19 protein-coding genes are annotated in these 22,166 nt (G+C 70.2%); 8 read left to right on the top strand and 11 right to left on the bottom strand.

Going from position 1 to position 22,166, the window contains the following annotated elements; translation table 11 throughout:
- Positions 1-10: 10 nt before the first annotated feature.
- Positions 11-982: a pirin family protein gene (locus tag OG788_RS23890; protein ID WP_406373309.1), complete on the bottom strand. Its 972-nt coding sequence runs from the start codon at positions 980-982 to the stop codon at positions 11-13.
- A gap of 168 nt (positions 983-1,150) precedes the next feature.
- Positions 1,151-1,642, bottom strand: a complete 492-nt coding sequence (locus tag OG788_RS23885) for an SseB family protein (protein WP_266760725.1) — start codon at positions 1,640-1,642, stop codon at positions 1,151-1,153.
- 143 nt (positions 1,643-1,785) lie between these two features.
- On the opposite strand from OG788_RS23885, the gene OG788_RS23880 reads away from it, so the two are divergent.
- The 4 genes from OG788_RS23880 to OG788_RS23865 all read left to right on the top strand — a co-directional run bounded on the left by OG788_RS23880 (position 1,786) and on the right by OG788_RS23865 (position 7,210).
- Positions 1,786-3,612: an acyl-CoA dehydrogenase gene (locus OG788_RS23880; protein ID WP_406373308.1), complete on the top strand. Its 1,827-nt coding sequence runs from the start codon at positions 1,786-1,788 to the stop codon at positions 3,610-3,612.
- Positions 3,613-3,802: 190 nt separating this feature from the next.
- Complete coding sequence (locus OG788_RS23875) at positions 3,803-5,098, top strand: M18 family aminopeptidase (RefSeq protein WP_406373307.1); 1,296 nt, start codon at positions 3,803-3,805, stop codon at positions 5,096-5,098.
- Positions 5,099-5,230: 132 nt separating this feature from the next.
- Positions 5,231-6,862, top strand: coding sequence for a hypothetical protein (locus OG788_RS23870; protein WP_406373306.1), 1,632 nt, complete (start codon positions 5,231-5,233; stop codon positions 6,860-6,862).
- 102 nt (positions 6,863-6,964) lie between these two features.
- Entirely contained in the window at positions 6,965-7,210 is a 246-nt protein-coding gene (locus OG788_RS23865; RefSeq protein WP_266765774.1) for a DUF6458 family protein, read from the top strand.
- Positions 7,211-7,216: 6 nt separating this feature from the next.
- On the opposite strand, the gene OG788_RS23860 is transcribed toward OG788_RS23865, so the two are convergent.
- From OG788_RS23860 to OG788_RS23850, 3 genes are all read right to left on the bottom strand, one after another.
- On the bottom strand, positions 7,217-9,088 hold the full coding sequence (locus OG788_RS23860; protein WP_406373305.1) for an NHL domain-containing thioredoxin family protein: 1,872 nt from the start codon (positions 9,086-9,088) through the stop codon (positions 7,217-7,219).
- 105 nt (positions 9,089-9,193) lie between these two features.
- Positions 9,194-10,729, bottom strand: a complete 1,536-nt coding sequence (locus OG788_RS23855) for an FG-GAP and VCBS repeat-containing protein (RefSeq protein ID WP_351536333.1) — start codon at positions 10,727-10,729, stop codon at positions 9,194-9,196.
- Between the two features lie 132 nt (positions 10,730-10,861).
- Positions 10,862-11,272: a cupin domain-containing protein gene (locus OG788_RS23850; RefSeq protein ID WP_406373304.1), complete on the bottom strand. Its 411-nt coding sequence runs from the start codon at positions 11,270-11,272 to the stop codon at positions 10,862-10,864.
- Between the two features lie 231 nt (positions 11,273-11,503).
- Between OG788_RS23850 and OG788_RS23845 the strand changes: the two genes are divergently transcribed.
- Entirely contained in the window at positions 11,504-12,499 is a 996-nt protein-coding gene (locus OG788_RS23845; RefSeq protein ID WP_406373303.1) for a helix-turn-helix domain-containing protein, read from the top strand.
- The gene (locus OG788_RS23840) at positions 12,459-12,953 is read left to right on the top strand and encodes an LURP-one-related/scramblase family protein (RefSeq protein ID WP_406373301.1); all 495 of its coding nucleotides are present in this window, start codon (positions 12,459-12,461) and stop codon (positions 12,951-12,953) included. The genes OG788_RS23845 and OG788_RS23840 overlap by 41 nt, the downstream gene beginning before the upstream one ends.
- 109 nt (positions 12,954-13,062) lie before the next feature.
- Here the strand turns inward: OG788_RS23840 and OG788_RS23835 are convergent, their stop codons facing one another.
- Positions 13,063-13,890 (bottom strand): carbon-nitrogen family hydrolase, encoded by an 828-nt coding sequence (locus OG788_RS23835; protein WP_406373300.1) that lies wholly within the window; start codon positions 13,888-13,890, stop codon positions 13,063-13,065.
- Between the two features lie 154 nt (positions 13,891-14,044).
- Between OG788_RS23835 and OG788_RS23830 the strand changes: the two genes are divergently transcribed.
- Positions 14,045-14,869: a maleylpyruvate isomerase family mycothiol-dependent enzyme gene (locus OG788_RS23830; protein ID WP_266760708.1), complete on the top strand. Its 825-nt coding sequence runs from the start codon at positions 14,045-14,047 to the stop codon at positions 14,867-14,869.
- A 137-nt stretch (positions 14,870-15,006) separates the two neighbouring features.
- On the opposite strand, the gene OG788_RS23825 is transcribed toward OG788_RS23830, so the two are convergent.
- Together OG788_RS23825 and OG788_RS23820 are read right to left on the bottom strand one after the other, a co-directional pair.
- A complete protein-coding gene (locus tag OG788_RS23825; RefSeq protein WP_406373299.1) occupies positions 15,007-16,305 on the bottom strand; it encodes a nitrate/nitrite transporter in 1,299 nt (432 codons plus the stop codon).
- Positions 16,302-16,976, bottom strand: coding sequence for a GntR family transcriptional regulator (locus OG788_RS23820; RefSeq protein WP_406373298.1), 675 nt, complete (start codon positions 16,974-16,976; stop codon positions 16,302-16,304). The genes OG788_RS23825 and OG788_RS23820 overlap by 4 nt, the downstream gene beginning before the upstream one ends.
- 202 nt (positions 16,977-17,178) lie before the next feature.
- On the opposite strand from OG788_RS23820, the gene OG788_RS23815 reads away from it, so the two are divergent.
- Positions 17,179-18,075, top strand: a complete 897-nt coding sequence (locus OG788_RS23815; RefSeq protein WP_406373297.1) for a D-alanyl-D-alanine carboxypeptidase family protein — start codon at positions 17,179-17,181, stop codon at positions 18,073-18,075.
- A 95-nt stretch (positions 18,076-18,170) separates the two neighbouring features.
- Here the strand turns inward: OG788_RS23815 and OG788_RS23810 are convergent, their stop codons facing one another.
- Genes OG788_RS23810 through pdhA form a run of 3 tightly spaced genes read right to left on the bottom strand, consistent with a single transcriptional unit; the run spans position 18,171 to position 21,848 of the window.
- A complete protein-coding gene (locus tag OG788_RS23810; protein WP_406373296.1) occupies positions 18,171-19,628 on the bottom strand; it encodes a dihydrolipoamide acetyltransferase family protein in 1,458 nt (485 codons plus the stop codon).
- A 10-nt stretch (positions 19,629-19,638) separates the two neighbouring features.
- Complete coding sequence (locus OG788_RS23805) at positions 19,639-20,619, bottom strand: alpha-ketoacid dehydrogenase subunit beta (RefSeq protein ID WP_351536304.1); 981 nt, start codon at positions 20,617-20,619, stop codon at positions 19,639-19,641.
- 2 nt (positions 20,620-20,621) lie between these two features.
- Positions 20,622-21,848 carry a pyruvate dehydrogenase (acetyl-transferring) E1 component subunit alpha gene (gene pdhA, locus OG788_RS23800; protein WP_351536301.1) on the bottom strand — a complete coding sequence of 409 codons (1,227 nt, stop codon included), beginning with the start codon at positions 21,846-21,848 and terminating at the stop codon, positions 20,622-20,624.
- Positions 21,849-22,166 lie beyond the last annotated feature (318 nt).

Here is a 22,166-nt window from a genome sequence, read left to right as displayed (position 1 = left end):
AGGGGAGGGCCTACAGCCCGCCCTCCGACATCCCGTGCACCGCCGGGATCGTCCCCAGGCGGCCCTTCTGGAAGTCCTCGAAGGCCTGCTGCAGCTCGTCGCGGGTGTTCATCACGAAGGGGCCGTAGTGGGCCATCGGCTCACGTATCGGCCGGCCTCCGAGAAGGACGACCTCCAGGTCCGGCGTGTTGGAGTCCTGCTTCTCGTCCGCGCGGACGGTCAGCGAGGAACCCGCGCCGAAGACGGCGGTCTGGCCGGTGTGGACCGGGCGGCGGTCCACGCCCACGCTTCCGCGTCCGGCGAGGACGTACGCGAGTCCGTTGAAGTCCTCGCGCCACGGCAGGGTGATCTCGGCGCCCGGACGCAGCGTGGCGTGGACCATGGTGATCGGCGTGTGCGTGATGCCCGGGCCCTGGTGACCGTCGAGCTCACCGGCGATGACACGCAGGAGCGCGCCGCCGTCCGGCGTGCTGAGCAGCTGCACCGTGCCGCCGCGGATGTCCTGGTACCGCGGAGCCATCATCTTGTCCTTGGCCGGCAGGTTCACCCACAGCTGGAGGCCGTGGAAGAGGCCGCCGGACATGACGAGCGACTCCGGCGGCGCCTCGATGTGCAGCAGGCCCGAGCCCGCCGTCATCCACTGCGTGTCACCGTTGGTGATCGTGCCGCCGCCACCGTTGGAGTCCTGGTGGTCGAAAACGCCGTCGATGATGTAGGTCACGGTCTCGAAGCCGCGGTGGGGGTGCCAGGGGGTGCCCTTCGGCTCTCCCGGCGCGTACTCCACCTCACCCATCTGGTCCATCATGATGAACGGGTCGAGGTACTTGTAATTGATCCCGGCGAACGCGCGGCGGACCGGGAAACCCTCGCCCTCGAAGCCACTGGGCGCGGTCGTCACGGCCAGCACGGGACGCTCCACGGCCTCGGCCGGCGCGGCCACACGGGGCAGGGCCAGCGGGTTCTCGACAGTCACTGCGGGCATGTCGGTACCTCCTTGTGCTTCGAGTTTAGTTGAGGATTGAACTTTCTGCTACCCGTAACGACGGACGCCCGGAGGGCATTCCCTCCGGGCGTCACGCGTCAGTGAGGCGCGGCCGAGGCGCCTCGGCCGCGCGGACGGCGGGGCATCGGCCGCGCCCGCGCCGGGCCGTCAGCCGTACATACGGCGCATCGCGAAGTCCACCATCTGCTCCACGGCCTTCGCGTCGAAGACCATCCGGTGCTCGCCCTCCATGTCGATCACGAAGCCGTAGCCCGTGGGCAGCAGGTCGATCACCTCGGCACCGGTGATCACGAAGTACTTGGACTCCTTGCCGGCGTACCGGCGCAGCTCCTTGAGCGAGGTGAACATCGGGATGACAGGCTGCTGAGTGTTGTGCAGCGCCAGAAAACCGGGGTTGTCGCCGCGCGGGCAGTACACCTTCGACGTGGCGAAGACCTGCTGGAAGTCCTCGGCGGCCATGGACCCCGTGGTGAACGCGCGGACCGCGTCCGGCAGGGACGGCGGGGACGGCTCGGGGTACAGGGGCGGCTGCTGGCCGTACCCGCCGGGCATCTGCCCGCCCGGCATCTGGCCGGGCATCTGCTGCTGCGGCGGGACGTACCCCTGCTGGGCGCCTGCGTTCTGCTCGTAGCCGTACATGCGTCAAAGAGTAGTGGGCCACATATGGCCCACTCGGGGTTGCTTCTTATTACTGGCGGGTAGCATTATCGAAGCTACTTGTTGGTACGTGAACCAAGTGCGAGGAGTCAGTGCCTCGCCGATCCCTTAACGGAGCCGTCGCCATGGGGCATTACAAGTCGAATCTCCGCGACATCGAGTTCAACCTCTTCGAGGTGCTCGGGCGCGACAAGCTGTACGGCACCGGCCCGTTCGCGGAGATGGACACGGACACCGCCAAGAGCATCCTCGAAGAGCTGACCCGCCTCTCGGAGAACGAGCTGGCCGAGTCCTTCGTGGACGCCGACCGCAACCCGCCGGTCTTCGACCCGGAGACCAACACCGCGCCGGTCCCGGCTTCCTTCAAGAAGTCGTACAAGGCGTTCATGGACTCCGAGTACTGGCGTCTCGGCGTACCCGAGGAGATCGGCGGCTCCACCGCCCCCCGCTCCCTGATCTGGGCGTACGCGGAGCTGATCCTCGGCGCGAACCCGGCCGTCTGGATGTACTCCTCCGGCCCCGCCTTCGCGGGCATCCTCTTCGAGGAGGGCACCGAGGTCCAGAAGCACATCGCGAAGATCGCCGTGGACAAGCAGTGGGGCTCCACCATGGTGCTCACCGAGCCGGACGCCGGCTCCGACGTGGGCGCGGGCCGCACCAGGGCGGTCCAGCAGGAGGACGGCTCCTGGCACATCGAGGGCGTGAAGCGCTTCATCACCTCGGGTGAGCACGACATGGAGGAGAACATCCTCCACTACGTCCTCGCCCGCCCCGAGGGCGCCGGCCCCGGCACCAAGGGCCTGTCCCTCTTCCTCGTCCCGAAGTACGAGTTCGACTTCGAGACCGGCGAGCTGGGCGCGCGCAACGGCGCGTACGCGACGAACGTCGAGCACAAGATGGGCCTCAAGGCCTCCAACACGTGCGAGATGACCTTCGGCGACCGCCACCCCGCCAAGGGCTGGCTGATCGGCGACAAGCACGACGGCATCCGCCAGATGTTCCGCATCATCGAGTTCGCCCGCATGATGGTCGGCACGAAGGCGATCTCCACGCTGTCGACGGGCTACCTGAACGCGCTGGAGTACGCCAAGGAGCGCGTCCAGGGTCCTGACCTGGCGAACTTCATGGACAAGACCGCGCCCAAGGTCACCATCACGCACCACCCGGACGTGCGCCGCTCCCTGATGACGCAGAAGGCGTACGCCGAGGGCATGCGCGCCCTGGTGCTGCACACCGCCGCGATCCAGGACGAGATCCAGGTCAAGGAGGCCGCCGGCGAGGACACCGCCGCCCTCGAGGCCCTGAACGACCTCCTCCTGCCGATCGTGAAGGGCTACGGCTCCGAGAAGGGCTACGAGCAGCTCGCCCAGTCGCTCCAGATCTTCGGCGGCTCCGGCTTCCTGCAGGAGTACCCGATCGAGCAGTACATCCGCGACGCCAAGATCGACACCCTGTACGAGGGCACCACCGCGATCCAGGGCCAGGACTTCTTCTTCCGGAAGATCGTCCGCAACCAGGGCGCGGCACTGAACTCCCTCGCCGAGGACATCAAGAAGTTCCTGGCGCTCGGCACCGGCGGCGAGGACCTGTCCGCCGCCCGTGAGCAGCTCGCGAAGGCGGCCGTCGAGCTGGAGGCCATCGTCGGCCTGATGCTGACCGACCTCGCGGCCACCGAGCAGGACGTCAAGAACATCTACAAGGTGGGCCTCAACACCACCCGCCTCCTGATGGCCTCCGGTGACGTGGTCGTCGGCTACCTGCTGCTGCGCGGTGCCGCCGTCGCCGCCGAGAAGCTGGAGACGGCCGCCGCCCGGGACAAGGCGTTCTACACCGGCAAGATCGCGGCCGCGAAGTTCTTCGCCGCCAACGTGCTGCCGGGTGTCACGGGCGCCCGCAAGCTCGCCGAGGTCGTCGACCTGGACCTGATGGAGCTGGACGAGGCCGCCTTCTAGGAACCGGCTTCCAAGGGGCCGCCGGAAGCCCCCTCCCAGGAGGCCGCCGGTCCCTTCGAAGCCGGACGGACACCGATCCGGAACCTGTCCATCCGGTCAGGTGCCCAAGGTGTCCGCCCTTCACATCCCCCTTACGAAGGCCCGCTCCCATCCCCGGGAGCGGGCCCTCGTGCGTCGTTAAGGTGAACACATGAGTGCACCCTCCCGCTTCGACCGCGGCCACACCGACGACCTCATGTCCTTCCTCGCGGCGAGCCCGACGCCGTACCACGCCGTGGCGACCGCCGCCGAGCGGCTGGAGAAGGCCGGATTCCGTCAGGTCGCCGAGACCGACGCATGGGAGGGGACCAGCGGCGGGAAGTACGTCCTGCGCGGAGGGGCGATCATCGCCTGGTACGTGCCGGAGGGCGCCGAGCCGCACACGCCGTTCCGGATCGTGGGCGCGCACACCGACTCCCCGAACCTGCGGGTCAAGCCGCTGCCGGACACCGGGGCGCACGGCTGGCGGCAGGTGGCCGTGGAGATCTACGGCGGTCCGCTGCTGAACTCCTGGCTCGACCGGGACCTGGGCCTGGCCGGGCGACTCTCCCTGCGGGACGGCTCGACCCGCCTGGTCAACATCGACCGCGCGCTGCTGCGCGTGCCCCAGCTGGCCATCCACCTGGACCGCTCGGTGAGTGCCGACGGACTCAAGCTCGACAAGCAGCGCCACCTCCAGCCCATCTGGGGACTCGGCGATCCCCGCGAGGGCGATCTGATCTCCTTCCTGGAGGAGGAGTCGGGCCTGTCCGCGGGCGAGGTCACCGGCTGGGACCTGATGACCCACTCCATCGAGCACCCCTCCTACCTGGGCCGCGACAAGGAACTGCTCGCGGGGCCGCGGATGGACAACCTGCTGTCCGTGCACGCCGCCACGGCCGCGCTGGCCGCGGTCGCGTCGGCCGACGCCGGACTCTCGTACATCCCGGTCCTCGCCGCCTTCGACCACGAGGAGAACGGCTCGCAGAGCGACACCGGCGCCGACGGACCGCTGCTCGGCAGCGTGCTGGAACGTTCTGTCTTCGCCCGCGGCGGCTCCTACGAGGACCGGGCACGCGCCTTCGCCGGCACGGTGTGCCTGTCCTCCGACACCGGCCACGCCGTGCACCCCAACTACGCGGAGCGGCACGACCCGACGCACCACCCGCGTGCCAACGGCGGCCCCATCCTCAAGGTGAACGTCAACAACCGCTACGCCACCGACGGTTCGGGCCGCGCGGTGTTCGCCGCCGCCTGCGAAAGGGCCGGCGTGCCCTTCCAGAACTTCGTCTCCAACAACTCCATGCCCTGCGGCACCACCATCGGCCCCATCACGGCGGCCCGGCACGGCATCAAGACGGTCGACATCGGCGTGGCCATCCTCTCCATGCACAGCGTCCGCGAACTCTGCGGCGCTCAGGACCCGTTCCTGCTGGCCAACGCGCTGACGGCGTTCCTGGAAGGCTGAGTCCCGCCGTCCTGGTCCCCCTCCACGAAACCGTTTGTTTTGAACCTGTTCAAAGATGGTTTCCTCGGCGTACGATTCGATCCGATCTTCAACGATCGGCATTCTGAAACAGTCTCGTGGGGGGACTCAAACGTGCGAAAAAGATCCCTGGCGCTCGCCTGCGCCTCCGTCGCGGCCGGCCTGCTGCTCGGCCCGGTGCCCGCTGCGCACGCGGCGGTGGCGCCGGTGCTGTACGGCGTCGGCAGCGGTGACCACCCCGGTGCCGGCCTGGTGTGGGTGTCCGCCTCGTCCGACACCGCCATCACCTCGATCACCGCACACCTGTACGCGCCGGGCTCCGCCGCCGGCGCCCCGGAGATCACCCAGGTCAGCGACTTCACCCCTGACTCCAGCACCGGCTTCGCGAACACATGGCGGACCACCACCCCGCTGCACCTGGCCGACCTCGGCACCTACCGTGTCGTGGTCGACCTGACCGACGCCGACGGGGACACCACCACCGCTCAGAACACTTACTGGTACGAGCTCGAAGCGAACCTCACGGATCTGCGGGTCACCCCGCAGAACCCGGACTACGAGCACCAGGACGTCACCGTCACCGGCGGCTTCACGGTCACCGACCCGCGCACCGGCGAGACCACGCCCGCGGCGAACGAGCGCGTGGACCTGGAGATCTCCGGCCCAAACGCGGAGACCAGGACCGGCGCCAACGGCCGTTTCAGCTACAGCTACCACGTCACCAGCGCGTCCAGCGACAGCGTCAACGCCTGGCTGCGGCCGGACGAGCCCTGGTACCAGTCCAGGGCCAACCAGAGCGTCGAGGTCAGGGCCGTGCAGTCGGACACGCGCGTGACCCTGGACGCCGCCGAACTGAACGTCAAGGCCGGGCAGGCGGCGAAGGTCTCCGGGACCGCCGAGGTGTACGTCGGCGGGGCGTGGAAACCGCTGGCCGGAGCCACGGTGGACGAGATCTGGTCCGACGAGTTCGGCGGCGTGGCCTCGCGGCCCGTCACCGGCGCCGACGGCCGCTTCTCCGGCGAACTGAAGATGTCACGGACGGGGAAGGTGGGCGTCTCGGTCCAGAACAGCACCTTCCTCAGCAGGAGCCCCGAGCGGTATGTCACCGTCCACGTCGCCCGTAAGACGTCGATCAGTGGCTTCACCGTCAGCCTGAACAAGTACGCCGAACTGACCGCGGGCGGCTACCTGCACACCGGATCGAGCACCCCCGGCGACGCGGACAACCACGTACGGCTGCAGTACTCGGCCGACGGGAAGACCGGCTGGACCACGCTGAAGACGGTCACTCCGAGCAGTGGCGACCCGGAGACCGGCAGCCACTTCAAGGGCACCTTCGACGCACCCGCGAAGGGCTACTACCGGGCCTACTTCGCCGCCACCGCCAACTGGCAGGCCTCGTACAGCACGGTGCTCCACGCCGAACGGACGAAAACGCGCATCACCGACGCGAACGCGTCGCCCGAGCCCGTCACCAAGGGCCGGACCATCACCGTCCAGGGCACCCTGCAGCACTACACGTCGTCGGCGTGGAGGGCGTACTCCAGCCAGAAGGTGAAGATCCTCTTCCGTCCCAAGGGCTCCAGCACCTGGTACGACAAGGGCGACACCACCACGCGCTCCAACGGCTCCTTCAGCAAGGGATTCACGGCCCAGACGGACGGCACCTGGGTCGCCGTGCTGCTCTACCCGACCAGCACCCACCTGGTGAGCTCCGGACGCGAGGACTACGTCGACGTGAGGTGACGCCAGGCCGTGAGGGATCGCCTCCGCATGGCTCGCGTGGTCCCGGGTACCCGGAACGGGCCCGGAATGACTCCGAGTTGCTACTTCAAGGAGGCGACACCCATGGGCCTGGGCGGATGCATCATCCTGATCGCCGCAGGGGCGATTCTCACGTTCGCGACCGACTGGGACATGCAGGGGGTCAACCTCCACGTCGTCGGCGTGATCCTCATGATCGCCGGACTGATCGGTGTGGCGACCTTCGGCAGCGTCGCCCGCCGCCGGCGGGTGGTCGTACCGCCGACGGCGACCGTCGTCGAGGAGGACCGCCACCAGCGCAACGGCTACTCCGACGGCTACGGCGTCTGAGCCGACTCAGTCGTCCAACCCCGCGAGGACCAGGGGCAGCCGGTCCGCACCGCCTTCGGTGAGGCGGACCGGCACCCCCCAGTCCCGCTGGTGGACATGGCAGGCCGGGTGCTCTCCCCCCGTCTTCGACCGGGATGTGCCCTCAGCCGGATCGTCGTCGCAGGACGCGGCCATCGCGGACACATGCAGCACGCCCTCCGTGACGGCCGGGTTCAGCTCGAGGGTCCGCGAGAGATCGGTGCCCGCGCCCTCGCCCGAGAGCAGCAGTCCGGGCGGAGTGGCGGAGACCAGGAGCCGCGTGGAGGGCCCGATGGGGGTCCCCCCTGCCCGAGCGGAATCGAGAGCTTGGGGAAGGGTGTCCAGCTTCTGCCCGGCCGGCGCCTGGAAGACGACGTCCAACCGGACGGCTCCCGGGGCGACTTCAATGGCCTCGCGCCGAGTGCGGTGGGCGACCGACTTCACGCGCACGGCCTCCTCGGGCAGCCGCAGCCGGGTCAGCCGGTGGCGGGCGGACTCCACCACCACGACGACGTCCCCGACGAGCACGGCGTCGCTCGGCTCCCGCAGATCCGTGGCCAGCGTGGTCACTTCACCCGTCGCCGGGTCGAACCGACGCAGCGCGTGGTTGTACGTGTCGCTCACCGCGACCGACCCGTCCGGCAGCGCGGTGACACCCAACGGGTGCTGGAGCAGCGCCTGTCCGGCGGGCCCGTCGCGGTGCCCGAAGTCGAACAGCCCGGTGCCGACGGCCGTGTGCACGCTCCCGTCCGGATCGACCCAGCGCAGCGCCGAGGTCTCGGAGTCGGCCAGCCAGAGCCGGTCCTCGGTGGCGGCGAGCCCCGACGGCTGCGCGAACCAGGCCTCGGGCCCCGGCCCGTCGACCAGCCCCTCGTTCCTCGTGCCCGCGGCGACCCCGACGGTCTCCGTCACCGGGTCGTACACCCACAGCTGGTGCACACCGGCCATGGCGATCCAGATCTTCCCGCCGAAGAGAGCCACGTCCCAAGGCGAGGACAGATCGACCTCGAGCGCCGGTCCGGACGTCGGCGATCCCCGCCACCACTGACGGCCGGTGCCCGCGAGGGTGCTGACCGCGCCGGTCGGGAGATCGACCCGGCGCAGGGCGTGGTTCACGGTGTCCGCGACGACGACCGCGCCCTCGTCGAGCAGCGCGAGCCCCTGAGGCTCACTGAACCCCGCCGCCTCCGCGCTGCCGTCCACGCATCCGCGAACACCCGATCCGATGCGCCGTACGACCGTCTCGGCGTCCTCCGCCAGCTCCACCAGCTGATGCCGGGTCGTGTCGCTGACCAGCAGATTCCCGCTCGGCAGGGCGAGCGCCTTGCCCGGGAAGCGCAACACGGTCGGCTCGGGCTCGGGCGCCACGTACGGGCCGTCACCGCGCCGCAGGGTGCCCTTCGCCGTGTGCTCGGCCTCCAGCTCCTCCACCAGCCGCTCGATGGCGTGGGCGTGCCCCTCACCGGCGTGCTGCGCGACGACGTATCCCTCGGGGTCGATCACCACGAGCGTCGGCCAGGCCCGTACGGCGTACTGCTTCCAGGTCGCGAGCTCCGGGTCATCCAGCACCGGATGCTCCACCCCGTACCGCTCCACCGCGTCGAGGACCGCCTGGTGCTCCGCCTCGTGCGCGAACTTCGGCGAGTGCACCCCGACGATCACGACGGTGTCCCGGTGTTTCTCCTCCAGCTCCCGCAGCTCGTCCAGGACGTGCAGGCAGTTGATGCAGCAGAAGGTCCAGAAATCCAGCACGACCAGGCGACCTCTGAGCTCCGCCAAGGTGAGGTTCTTCCCGCCGGTGTTGACCCAGCCCCCCTTGCCGACCAGCTCAGGGGCGCGGACCCGTACGCGTCTGCTCATCCGTCCAGGGTCGCACGGACGCCGGAGCCGACCGCTGCACTCCGGCGCGGGTGAACGACGAACGCCCCCGGGTGTCCCGGGGGCGTCGCCTGTGCCGTCCGGCCGTCAGTAACCGAGCACCGAGCCGAAGGCCAGGCCGGTCGTGGGGGCGGGAAGCGCGAGCGTTCCCGCGGTGAAGCTGACCGCGCCGGTGCCGGTCGGGCCGGACGCGCCGGAGGTCAGGGTCCAGACGCGGCCGTTGGTGCCGTCCTCGCCCGGTGCCGCGACGGAGAGGTCGGCACGGCCGTCGCGGTTGAGGTCCCGCAGGAAGATCCCGTAGCCGTTCGCGCCGCCGAAGGAGTCGTCGGTCTCGTTGGAGCCGGGGACGCCGGCGGTGCCTTGGTTGAAGCTCTGGGCGCCGGTGGTGGTCAGTCCGGAGCCGGAGCCGTGGAGCACGGTGACGTTGCCGGTGTTGACGGCGGAGCCGATGTCCTCGCCCGGTGCGCCGATCGCGAGATCGGCGGCGCCGTCGCCGTTGACGTCCGCGGTCGAGAGGGTGTTGCCGAAACGGTCGTCGGTCTCGTCCGTGCCGGGAACACCGCCGGTGCCCTGGACCAGGTCGACCGGGGGACGGGTGGCCGCCGGGCCCTGCGCACTGCCGTACAGCACGCGCACGACGCCACCCTTGCGAGTGGGCAGCGGGTGCTGCGGGACCCAGGGCTCCTCGCTGTCGTAGGCGCCGAACGCGGCGTTGCCGAGGGCGAGGTCCGCGTAGCCGTCCTTGTCGAAGTCACCGACGGCCACGGTGCTGCCCGTGGTCTCCCCGTACCAGGAGGAGGCGCGGACCAGCCCGGTGGAGGTGCCGCGCAGGTAGGTGGTGCCGCCGCCTTCCAGGCCGTTGTACGCGGCGGCCACGTCCGTCCTGCCGTCGCCGTCGATGTCGCCGACCGCCAGGCGGATGTACCCGGTGAAGTGCGGGATCCCGGCGCCGGTGACGTAGGTGAGGGCCGCCGGGGTCGTGCCCGGCGCGAACGGGCCGCGGGCGACGGAGACGCCTGAGGTCTCGTCACCCCGGTCGGCGGTGACGATGTCGGACTTCCCGTCGCCGTTGACGTCGGCGACGGCCAGCCCGGCGAACCCGGTGCCGCCGTACAGCATGGAGCCCTTCAGGACGGTGCCGCGGGTGAAGCCCTGCGGGCCGCTCCACAGGATGGTGATGCGGCCGGTGTCCTCACTGGTGGACGCGTCCTCACCGGGCGCCGTGACGACCAGGTCCGCGTAACCGTCGCTGTTGAGGTCCGCGCTGGTGATCCGGGAACCGAAGAAGTCGTTCGTCTCGGAGGTGCCGGGTATGCCGCTGGTGGACTGGCTGACGGTGTAGCGCGCCGAGGTCTTCGGTCCCTTCGCGGAGCCGGGCACGACGGCGACGTATCCGGCGCCCTTCTTGCCGCCGGCCGTTCCCGACTTCACACCGATCGCGAGATCGCGGTAGCCGTCACCGTTGAAGTCGTACGCCTTGGCGGCGCCGGCCGCGGAGGCCGGGGCGGTGGCGAACGCCAGCAGGCCGCCGGTGAGGGCGGCTGCAGCGGCGGTCGCCAGGGTGACGCTGAGGCGGTGGTGCATGCGGGGGTCCTCCTGGGCATGCGGGGATGCTCGGAGCATCCACAGAGTGTGGGTCGCCGGTGCGCCACCCCTGGTTCACCTCGTGTCGGCGCGGGCGTGGAGCGGCGTTGGCAAAGAGCAGACCAACGGAGGGCGCCCTTGGTTGCGCGGGGGACACGGTTTACTCGGTGGTCAGCCCAGGGCGTGCCCGGTCGTCGCGTCCACGTGGGCCGGGATCTCGTCGTGATGGTCGCCGACGGTGAGGGTGCCGGTGGGCTCGAAGAGGAGGATCGCGGCGCCGCCGGGGGCGTACGGCTTGTGCTCGGTTCCGCGCGGGACCGTGCAGACGGAGCCCTTGGGGAGGACGACGGTCCGCTCGCCGGCCGGCTCCCGGAGCGCGATGGTCAGCTCGCCCTCCAGGACCAGGAAGAACTCGTCCGTGTGGTCGTGCACGTGCCAGACGTGCTCTCCCTCGACCTTCGCGACGCGCACGTCGTAGTCGTTGACGGCGGTGACGATCCTGGGGCTCCACAGGTCGGTGAAGGAGGCGAGGGCGGCGGAGAGGGAGACGGGTTCGGCGCGGCGGGCGGATTCGCTGGTCATCCGCTCATCCTCGGCTCCGCGCGGAACACCCGCGAGTGCTAGAAATCGCGTATGCCGCAAGGATCCTCGCACTCTCCGCCCGCTCGGGAGCCTCGCACCGCCGCGCCCACTCGGGGACCCGGCACCGCCGTGCCCACTCAGGAGCCCAGCACCAACGTGCCCACTCGGGAGCCTCGCACCGCCGTTCCCGGGCGGGGGGAGCCGCCGCCGACCCGGCCGCATCGCGTCGCCGTGATCGTCGACGAGGGCACGAATCCCTTCGAAGTCGGAGTCGCGACGGAGCTGTTCGGGCTTCCGCGGCCCGAGCTGGGACGAGCGGAGCCGCTGTACGAGCTGACCCTGTGCGCGCCCACGACGGGCGTCCGGATGAACCACGGGTTCTTCACCCTGAACGGGGTGCCCGGCCTCGACGCGGTGGACGACGCCGACACCGTCGTCGTGCCCGGCCGGCCCGACAACGTCGTACCGCGCCGGCCCGCCGTCCTGGACGCCATCCGGCGCGGCCACGCGCGCGGGGCCCGCGTGGTGAGCTTCTGCACCGGGGCCTTCGCGCTGGCCGAGGCGGGGCTGCTCGACGGGCGGCGGGCCACCACCCACTGGCGCTGGACGGGCGCCTTCCGGGAGCTGCACCCGAGGGTGCAGCTGGATCCTGACGTGCTCTTCGTGGACGAGGGGGACGTGCTGACCGCGGCGGGCAGTGCCGCGGCCCTCGATCTCGGGCTGCACCTCGTACGGCGCGACCACGGCGCGGAGATCGCCAACGCGGTGTCCCGCCGGCTGGTCTTCGCCGCGCACCGCGACGGGGGCCAGCGCCAGTTCGTGGAACGGCCGCTGCCCGACGTGCCCGACGCGTCGCTGGCACCCCTGCTGGCCTGGGCGCAGGAGCGGCTCGGTGAGCCGCTGACGGTCGGCGGCCTGGCGGCGCGCGCCGCGGTCAGCCCGGCGACACTGCACCGCCGCTTCCGCGCGCAGCTCGGCACGACGCCGCTGGCGTGGCTGACGACGGAACGGGTCGCCCTGGCCTGCCGGCTCATCGAGCGCGGCGAGGTCCGGCTCGACGTGGTGGCGGACCGCAGCGGGCTCGGGACCGCCGCGAACCTGCGCGAGCGGGTGTGCCGGGCGACCGGACTCAGCCCGTCGGCCTACCGGCGGCGTTTCGGACCGCCCGCCGGGGAACCGGTGACGCATGAGATACCTCGTGCGCGACCGGCTGCTCGGCTTGGGTGACGACTACTGGATCGAGGACGACCACGGCAACAAGGTCTTCCTTGTCGACGGCAAGGCCATGCGCCTGCGGGACACCTTCGAGCTGAAGGACATCCATGGGCGCGTCCTCATCGACATCCACCAGAAGATGCTCGCGCTGCGCGACACGATGATCATCGAGCGGGACGGCGACCCGCTCGCGACCATCAAGCGCAAGCGTCTGTCCCTGCTCCGCAACCACTACCGCGTCTCCCTCGTCGACGGTACCGAGCTCGACGTCAGCGGCAAGATCCTCGACCGCGAGTTCGCCGTCGACTACGACAACGAGCTCCTCGCCCAGATCTCCCGCCGCCGGCTCCACATCCGCGACACGTACGGAGTGGACGTCGTACGGGAGGACGCCGATCCGGCACTGCTGATCGCGGTGGCGGTGTGCGTGATCCATCTGACGGAGAAGGAGCGGGGGGACGACTGAGAAGGGAACGGCGGCCGACGGCGGGAGCGCGTCTGCGGGGTCCCCGCCCGGGAGGACGTCCGGAGTGGGGACCCTGGAGCGCGCGACGGGCGGGCGGCGGGGGCGCCGGTCAGCGGCGGGGAGTCTCCAGGCCGAGCAGCCGGTCCTTCAGGGCCGGGAACTGTTCCCTCGTCGTCGTGACCTTCGCCGGGTCGAAGTCCACCGTGAGGATCTCCTCGCCCGAGCCCGCCTCGGCGAGGACCTCCCCCCAGGGGTCGACCACGATCGAGTGACCGGCCTGGGGAACTCCCGCGTGCGTACCGGCCGTTCCGCAGGCGAGGACGTACGCCTGGTTCTCCACGGCGCGTGCCTGCGCGAGCAGGGTCCAGTGGGAGCGGCGCCGTTCGGGCCAGCCTGCCGGGACGACGAAGGTCTGCGCCCCCGCGTCGACGAGCCCGCGGAAGAGCTCGGGGAACCGCAGGTCGTAGCAGGTGGCCACACCGAGGACGGTCTCCGGCAGCCGCACCGTCACCAGCTCCGTGCCCGCGCCCATCAGTACGGCCTCGCCCTTGTCGAAGCCGAAGCGGTGGATCTTCCGGTAGGCGGCGACGAGTTCACCGGCGGGGGAGTAGACGAGGGAGGTGTTGTAGAGGGGGGCCTCGGACCCGGAACCGGCCTCGGAACCGGCCTCGGACGCGGCACGCTCGGGGATCGAGCCCGCGTGCAGCCACACACCCGCGTCGCTCGCCGCCTTGGCCATCGCCTCGTGGGTCGGCCCCTCGAGCGGTTCGGCCTGGACTCCGAACTCCTCGTAGGCGAAGGCACCCGTGGTCCACAGCTCGGGGAGCACCACGAGATCGACTCCGGCTTGATCCCGTACCAGGTCCGCGACACGGCCTCTGCGGGCAGCGACCGATTCGTCGGCGTTTACGTCGATCTGGAGGAGCGAGGCGCGCACACTACCACCGTCCTGGCATTCGAGCCGTTGATACGGGCCTACGATCGTCACACGAAAGCACTGCCGGGGTGCCTCACAGCAGCGTAACTTAGCGTCCCAAGACACCCGCTGCCTGTGCACTGCCCGCGTCCAACCGCCCGAGGGGTCCCGTTCCGTGAGTCTGCATCCGAGTCTTCAGTCCTACGCCGACGCCTGGGCCCACTCCATCGAAGCAATATCCGAGCTGGTGCAGCCGCTTGTGGAGGGCGAGTGGAACCGGCGGACTCCGTGTCCCGGCTGGTCGGTCCGCGACATCGTCTCCCATGTCATCGGGCTGGACTGCGAGATGCTCGGTGACCCCCGGCCGATCCACACGCTCCCCCGCGACCTCTACCACGTGACGAACGAGCACCAGCGCTACATGGAGATGCAGGTCGACGTGCGCCGCCACCACACGGCGCCGGAGATGACCTCCGAGCTGGAGTACACGGTCATCCGCCGCAACAGGCAGCTGCGGAACGAGTCGCGGCAGCCCGACGCCAAGGTGCGCGGCCCCCTGGGCACCGAGGTGACCCTCGAACAGGCGATGCGCAACCGCGCGTTCGACGTATGGGTGCACGAGCAGGATCTGCGGGTCACGCTGGGCCGGCCGGGGAACCTCGACTCCCCCGGTTCGCAGATCGTCCGGGACGACCTGCTGGCCGCCCTGCCGAAGGTCGTCGCCAAGGACGCGGGGGCGCCGGCGAACTCGGCGGTCGTCTTCGACGTGCACGGCCCCGTCGAGTTCCTTCGTACCGTCCGCATCGACGCCGACGGACGCGGCTCGATAGACGGTGCGCCGTCCCTCGGTCCCGCCGCGAGCCTCTCGCTCGACTGGGAGACCTTCGTCCGGCTCGCCTGCGGCCGTGTCCACGCCGATGCCGTGTCCGACCGCATCAAGACCGAGGGCGACCCGGAGCTGACGGCGGCGATCCTGCGCAACTTCACCGTCACGCCGTAACGGAGCGGGACGGGCGGGGCGGCTCTCGCCCCACCGCCACGCGTCCTCCGCCGTCCTCCGCCGCCCATGTCTCCCCCGTCGCCCACGCCGGTCCAGGTCGGGACGCGCGGGCGGGGGGCCGGCATGGCCTGCGGTGGCTAAGCCGGCACGTGCACCGTCTCCACCCGGCTGGCCACCAGCCGCTCCCGCTCCCGGCGGGCCGCCTGCTTCCGCAGCCGGAAGATCTGGCTCAGCCCGGCCGCCTGGAGCACGAACACGGCGGAGAAGGCGATCCGGTAGTTGTCGCCGGTGGCGTCGAGCAGCACACCGATCGCCAGCAGCGTCGTCATCGAGGCGACGAAACCACCCATGTTGGTGATTCCGGACGCGGTTCCCTGACGCTCCGGCGGGTTCGCCGGCCGCGCGAAGTCGAAGCCGAGCATCGAGGCCGGCCCGCAGGCCCCGAGCACCGTGCACAGCACGATCAGCACCCACATCGGCGCGTGCTCGCCGGGGTACACCAGCACTCCGGCCCACACGACCGCCGTCGCCGCGACCGTGCCCAGCGCCAGCGGCAGCCGTGCCGTGTGGTGCCGGGCGACGATCTGCCCGTACACGAGCCCGACGACCATGTTGGACAGGACGACGAGCGTCAGCAGCTCACCGGCCGTCGCCCGCGAGAGACCCTGCGCCTGGACGAGGAAAGGCAGACCCCACAGCAGCAGGAACACCATCGCCGGGAACTGCGTGGTGAAGTGCACCCACAGACCGAGCCGGGTGCCGGGTTCACGCCAGGACGCGGTGATCTGCCGCCGGACGTACGCGGCGCCCCGGTGCGGGAACGGCTCCGGTTCGTGGCCCTCGGGGTGGTCCTTCAGGAACAGCAGGAGGAGGACGAGGACGACCACACCGGCGGCCGCGCTTCCGGCGAACGCCGTGGTCCAGCCCACTCCGTGCAGCAGCCGTGCGATCACGAGCGTCGAGACGAGGTTGCCCGCCATGCCGGCCAGACCCGCGAGTTGCGCGACGAGCGGCCCGCGCCGGGCGGGGAACCAGCGGGTGCCGAGCCGCAGCACGCTGATGAACGTCATCGCGTCACCGCAGCCCAGCAGGCCGCGCGAGGTGAGCGCCATGCCGTACGACGAGGAGAACGCGAAGCCCAGTTGCCCGGCCGTGAACAGCACCACGCCGATGGTCAGCACCCTCTTGGTGCCGAGCCGGTCGACCAGCAGCCCGACCGGTATCTGCATGCCCGCGTAGACGAGGAGTTGGAGGATGGAGAACGTGGACAGGGCGGAGGCGCCGACATGGAAACGGTCCGCCGCGTCGAGCCCGGCCACCCCCAACGACGTACGGAAGATCACCGCGACGAAGTAGACGGAGACGCCGATGCCCCAGACGGCGATCGCGCGCCGGCCGCCGGGTGGATCGCCGGGCAGTGCGGCCGAGGAGCTCATCGGACCTCGCCCCGCGCCAGGTTGGAGAACCAGCTGACGTGTCCGTGGATGAGATCGACGACCGCGTCGGCGTCGCCGGAACGCAGTGCCTGGAGGATCTGCTCGTGCTCGACGAGCGTCTTGGTGATCCGGTCGGGGTGCGCGTGCATCACGGCGACCCCCATCCTCAACTGCCGGTCGCGGAGCTGGTCGTAGAGCCGGGAGAGGATCTCGTTTCCGCCGCTGCGGACGATCTCGGCGTGGAAGCAGCGGTCGGTGACGGCGGCGGCGGCCAGATCTCCGGCGGCGGCCTGCTCCTTCTGCCGGGCCAGCAGTTCTTCGAGGCGGACAATGAGTTGCGGCGAGGCCGGTACGGCCTTGCGCGCGGCGTGCTCCTCGACGAGCTGGCGGGTCTCGACCACGTCCGCGATCTCCTGGGCGGAGACCGGCAGGACGAGCGCGCCCTTCTTCGGGTAGAGCCTGATGAGTCCTTCGGCCTCGAGACGGAGCAGCGCCTCACGGACCGGGGTGCGCGACACCCCCACGGCGTCGGCGAGTTCGCCCTCGGTGAGGAGGGCCCCGCCCTCGTAACGGCGTTCCAGGACACCCTGCTTGACGTGTGCGTAGACGCGGTCGGCGGCGGGCGGCTGCTTCACGGGAGGTCGCACCGGCGCGGGCGGGGCTGAAGGCATGCGCACATCATAGATACAACACGTACCCATGATCCGAGTCATTTCAGCATGCGGACCCCACCCCCCTCTCGATGTAACCCACGTCACATAACTTCCACCCCTTCGCCGTACATCCCTTTGCCCGCCCCGCGAGTCCGTACATGGGACGGCACTGCCATGTGCCGTTCTCCCAGGGGCATTTCGCGCATACGGAGCGTTCATTTTGATTACCGGCATTAAGGGCACGCGTTTCCGCAGGGCCGCCGCTGTGACCCTCACGACCGGCGCCGTGCTGGCCGCCGGCGGCTTCGGCGCCGCGCCCGCGGGCGCCGTCGCCACGCCCACCATCGCCGCCAAGGGCGGCTATGTGATGAACAACGGGACCGGCACGACGCTTTACACCAAGAAGGCGGACACCCGGCTTTCCACCGGCTCCACCACGAAGATCATGACGGCCAAGGTGGTGCTCGCTCAGCCGAATCTGAACCTGGACACCACGGTCACGATCCAGAAGGCGTACAGCGACTATGTCGTCGCCAACAACGCCTCGCAGGCCCACCTGATCGTCGGCGACAAAGTCACCGTTCGTCAGCTTCTCTACGGGCTGATGCTGCCGTCCGGCTGCGACGCCGCCTACGCGCTCGCCGACAAGTTCGGCTCGGGCACGACGCGCGCCGCTCGCGTGAAGTCGTTCATCGGCAAGATGAACGCCGCCGCGACGAGCCTCCACCTGACGAACACGCACTTCGACTCGTTCGACGGCATCGGCAACGGCTCGAACTACTCGACGCCGCGCGATCTGACGAAGATCGCCAGCAGCGCGATGAAGAGCTCCACGTTCAAGACGATCGTCAAGACCAAGTCGTACACGGCGAAGACCGTGACGAAGGTCGGCACCACGCGCACCATGGCGGCGTGGCCCAACACGAACGGGCTGCTCAGCAGCTACAGCGGCGCCATCGGCGTGAAGACCGGCTCCGGCCCCGAGGCGAAGTACTGCCTCGTCTTCGCCGCCACCCGCAACGGCAAGACGGTCATCGGGACGGTCCTCGCCTCGACGTCCATCCCGGCCCGTGAGTCGGACGCGACGAAGCTGATGAACTACGGCTTCGCCAAGTAAGGCCCACAGACGGGAGAAGGGGCCTGCCGCGCGATGCGCGGCAGGCCCCTTTCGCGTTCCTCCGGACCGGACTCAGATCCCTCCGGCCGGCCGGCTCACGCCCAGGTGATCAGCCGCTTGGGCTGCTCCAGGACGGCGGCGGTGTCGGCCAGGACCTTGGAGCCGAGCTCGCCGTCGACCAGGCGGTGGTCGAAGGAGAGCGCCAGCGTGGTGACCTGACGGGGCTTGACCTTGCCCTTGTGGACCCAGGGCTGGAGCTTGATCGCGCCGACCGCGAGGATCGCCGACTCGCCGGGATTGAGGATCGGCGTACCGGTGTCGACGCCGAAGACGCCGACGTTGGTGATCGTCACCGTGCCGCCCTGCATCGCGGCCGGCGAGGTCTTGCCCTCGCGGGCCGTCGCCACCAGCTCGCCCAGCGACTCGGCCAGCTGCGGCAGGGTCTTGGTGTGGGCGTCCTTGATGTTCGGCACGATCAGGCCGCGCGGGGTGGCGGCGGCGATGCCCAGGTTCACGTAGTGCTTCTGGACGATCTCCTGGTTGGCCTCGTCCCACGACGCGTTGACGGCCGGGTTGCGCTTGATCGCGACCAGCAGGGCCTTGGCGACGAGCAGCAGCGGATTCACCCGCAGCCCCTGCATGTCCTTGTCCTGCTTGAGCTCCTCGACCAGACGCATCGTGCGCGTCACGTCGATCGTCACGAACTCGGTGACGTGCGGCGCGGTGAACGCCGAGCCCACCATCGCGGTGGCGATCGCCTTGCGGACACCCTTGACCGGGACACGGGTCTCGCGGGCGCCGTCGTACGACGCGGCCGGAGCCGGTGCCTGCGGCTGGACGGGGGCCGAGGCCTCCTGCGGGGCCGGGGCGGCGACCGGAGCCGGCGCCTGTGCCGGGGCCGCGGCCGCGTGCACGTCCTCCCGCGTGATGATGCCGTCCGGACCCGACGGCGTGACCGTCGCCAGGTCGACCCCGAGGTCCTTGGCGAGCTTGCGGACCGGGGGCTTGGCGAGGGGCCGCTGCTGGACGGCGTGCCCGTGGCCGTTGAGCTCGCCCTGGATCGCGGTGGCCGCGTAGAGCGTCTCGCTCTGCTGCGCCGGGACCTCGGCGCCCTTGCGGGGGCGACGCTTGGTGGAGGACTCCGCCACGCCGTACCCGACGAGGACCGGCTTGCGGCCCTCGGGCTTGGCCTCCTCCGCGGGGGCCGCCTCCACCACGGGAGCGGGAGCGGCGGGAGCGGCGGGAGCCTGCGCGGCGGCCGGGGCGGCCTGCGCGGGTGCCGTGCCACCGGACACGTCCACCGCGATGATCACCTGGCCGACGTCCACCGTCGTGCCCTCGGGGAAGTGGAGCTCGGCCACCACACCGGTGTACGGGATCGGCAGTTCGACCGCGGCCTTGGCGGTCTCGACCTCGCAGACGACCTGGCCGTCGGTGACGGTGTCACCGGGCTGGACGTACCACTTGAGGATCTCCGCCTCGGTGAGTCCCTCGCCCACATCGGGCATCTTGAACTCGCGGAGTCCCGACGCGTTCTCAGTCATCGTCGTCACGACTCTCTCCTCAGTACGCCAGCGAGCGGTCGACGGCGTCGAGCACCCGGTCCAGGCCCGGAAGGTACTCCTCCTCCAGGCGGGCCGGCGGGTACGGGGCGTGATAGCCGCCGACCCGCAGAACGGGCGCCTCCAGGTGGTAGAAGCACCGCTCGGTGATGCGGGCCGCGATCTCCGCGCCCGTCCCGAGGAACACCGGGGCCTCGTGCACCACGACCAGGCGGCGGGTCCTCTCGACCGAGGCCTGGATGGAATCGAAGTCGATGGGGGACATCGAGCGCAGGTCCAGGACCTCGATCGACTTGCCCTCCTCCTGGGCGGCCGCGGCGGCCTCCAGGCAGACCTTCACCATCGGGCCGTACGCGACCAGGGTGAGGTCGCTGCCCTCGCGCGCCACCCGTGCCTTGTGCAGCGGGCCGGGGATGGCGTCCTTGTTGACCTCGGCCTTGTCCCAGTAGCGGCGCTTGGGCTCGAAGAAGATCACCGGGTCGTCGCTCTGGATGGCCTGCTGCATCATCCAGTAGGCGTCGCCGGCGTTCGACGGAGAGACCACCTTCAGGCCCGCCACGTGCGCGAACAGCGCCTCCGGGGACTCCGAGTGGTGCTCGACGGCGCCGATGCCGCCGCCGTACGGGATGCGGATGACGACGGGGAGCTTGATCTTGCCCAGGGCCCGCGCGTGCATCTTCGCGAGCTGGGTGACGATCTGGTCGTACGCCGGGAAGACGAAACCGTCGAACTGGATCTCCACGACCGGGCGGTAACCGCGCAGGGCCAGGCCGATCGCGGTGCCGACGATGCCGGACTCGGCGAGCGGGGTGTCGATGACCCGCTCCTCGCCGAAGTCCTTCTGGAGACCGTCGGTGACCCGGAAGACACCGCCGAGCTTGCCGACGTCCTCGCCCATGATGAGGACCTTGGGGTCGGCGTCGAGCGCCGTGCGCAGCGATTCGTTGATCGCCTTGGCCAGCGCCATCTTTTCCGTCGCCATGGCTACTTGCCCTCCCCGGCGTCCGCGAACGACGCCTGGTAGGCGGCGAACTGGGCGCGCTCCTCGTCGACGAGCGCGTGCCCGTCCGCGTACACGTTCTCGAAGATGGCCATGTGGTCCGGGTCCGGCATGGCCCGTACGACCTCGCGTACTCGTTTGCCCAACGCTTCGCTCTCGGTCTCGAGTTCCGCGAAGAATGCGTCGTCCGCCTGGTTCGTCGCCTCGAGGTACGCGCGCAGGCGCAGGATCGGGTCCTTCGCCTCCCAGGCCTCGCGCTCCTCGTCGGCCCGGTACTTGGTCGGGTCGTCGGAGGTGGTGTGCGCGCCCATGCGGTAGGTGTACGCCTCCACCAGGGTGGGGCCCTCGCCGTTGCGGGCCCGCTCCAGCGCCCAGCGGGTCACCGCGAGGCTGGCGAGCACGTCGTTGCCGTCCACCCGCACGCCGGGGAAGCCGAAGCCCTGCGCGCGCTGGTACAGCGGCACGCGCATCTGGCGCTCGGTCGGCTCGGAGATCGCCCACTGGTTGTTCTGGCAGAAGAACACCACGGGAGCGTTGTAGACCGCCCCGAAGTTGAAGGCTTCCAGGACGTCGCCCTGGCTGGAGGCGCCGTCACCGAAGTACGCGATCACGGCCGAGTCGGCGCCGTCCTTGGCGATGCCCATGGCATAGCCGGTGGCGTGCAGCGTCTGCGAGCCGATGACGATCGTGTACAGGTGGAAGTTGTTGCCGTTCGGGTCCCAGCCCCCGTTGTTCACACCCCGGAACATGCCGAGCAGGTTGGTCGGGTCGACACCGCGGCACCAGGCGACGCCGTGCTCGCGGTAGGTCGGGAAGACGTAGTCGTCGTCGCGCGTGGCGCGGCCGGAACCGATCTGCGCGGCCTCCTGGCCGAGCATCGAGGCCCACAGGCCCAGCTCGCCCTGGCGCTGCAGGGAGGTGGCCTCCGCGTCGAAGCGGCGGCTCAGGACCATGTCCCGGTACAGGCCGCGCAGCTCCTCGGGGGTGATGTCGGCGACGTACGGGTCGTAGGTGGCGTCCTTGACCCGCTTGCCTTCCGGGGTCAGCAGCTGAACGAGCTCCGGCTCGCCGCTCGTCGCCCCGGGCGACTTCCTGGCGGGCGCGGTTCGCTTGCTCGCGGCGCTCTTGGTACCGGTCGTACTGGCGCTCGCAGCGCTCTTCGTACCGGCGCTGCGTCGCGGCTTGCGCGCGGCAGTGCTCTCCACGGTCACGTGTGCTCCTCCGTCGGTCCGGCCCCCGGGGTTGCCGGCAGGCTGGGGTCCCCCTCGCTCGCTGTTTGAGCTCGGGGGGCGGCTCGCCTGTTCCGGCACCCGTGCACGGGGTGGGTGCCACTCGGCCGGGAACAGGCGTGACAGGTGCCCCGGCGAGCGCCCTGCAACAGTCACGTTACCCAGTGCTTCACAATTCTGTGAAACCCCTCCTGACCTGCGATTTTGATAGGAAATCCAAGTACTTCGGAAGTTGGATTACCTACTAGATCGAGCGGGTCGGGAACAGTCGCTGGTCACAGCACTGGTCACAGCCTTGCA

This window comes from Streptomyces sp. NBC_00647 (assembly GCF_045207245.1).
GTDB lineage: Bacteria > Actinomycetota > Actinomycetes > Streptomycetales > Streptomycetaceae > Streptomyces.
Note: the sequence above shows the minus strand (reverse complement) of the source record. Positions and strands in the feature narration are given on the sequence as shown.

Coding starts and splice junctions, on each gene's coding strand:
- OG788_RS23890 (WP_406373309.1), bottom strand. CDS start 982: ATGCCCGCAGTGACTGTCGAGAACCCGCTGGCCCTGCCCCGTGTGGCC.
- OG788_RS23850 (WP_406373304.1), bottom strand. CDS start 11,272: ATGACCAGCGAATCCGCCCGCCGCGCCGAACCCGTCTCCCTCTCCGCC.
- OG788_RS23865 (WP_266765774.1), top strand. CDS start 6,965: ATGGGCCTGGGCGGATGCATCATCCTGATCGCCGCAGGGGCGATTCTC.
- OG788_RS23860 (WP_406373305.1), bottom strand. CDS start 9,088: ATGAGCAGACGCGTACGGGTCCGCGCCCCTGAGCTGGTCGGCAAGGGG.
- OG788_RS23875 (WP_406373307.1), top strand. CDS start 3,803: ATGAGTGCACCCTCCCGCTTCGACCGCGGCCACACCGACGACCTCATG.
- OG788_RS23880 (WP_406373308.1), top strand. CDS start 1,786: ATGGGGCATTACAAGTCGAATCTCCGCGACATCGAGTTCAACCTCTTC.
- OG788_RS23820 (WP_406373298.1), bottom strand. CDS start 16,976: ATGCCTTCAGCCCCGCCCGCGCCGGTGCGACCTCCCGTGAAGCAGCCG.
- OG788_RS23855 (WP_351536333.1), bottom strand. CDS start 10,729: ATGCTCCGAGCATCCCCGCATGCCCAGGAGGACCCCCGCATGCACCAC.
- OG788_RS23840 (WP_406373301.1), top strand. CDS start 12,459: ATGAGATACCTCGTGCGCGACCGGCTGCTCGGCTTGGGTGACGACTAC.
- OG788_RS23825 (WP_406373299.1), bottom strand. CDS start 16,305: ATGAGCTCCTCGGCCGCACTGCCCGGCGATCCACCCGGCGGCCGGCGC.
- OG788_RS23885 (WP_266760725.1), bottom strand. CDS start 1,642: ATGTACGGCTACGAGCAGAACGCAGGCGCCCAGCAGGGGTACGTCCCG.
- OG788_RS23805 (WP_351536304.1), bottom strand. CDS start 20,619: ATGGCGACGGAAAAGATGGCGCTGGCCAAGGCGATCAACGAATCGCTG.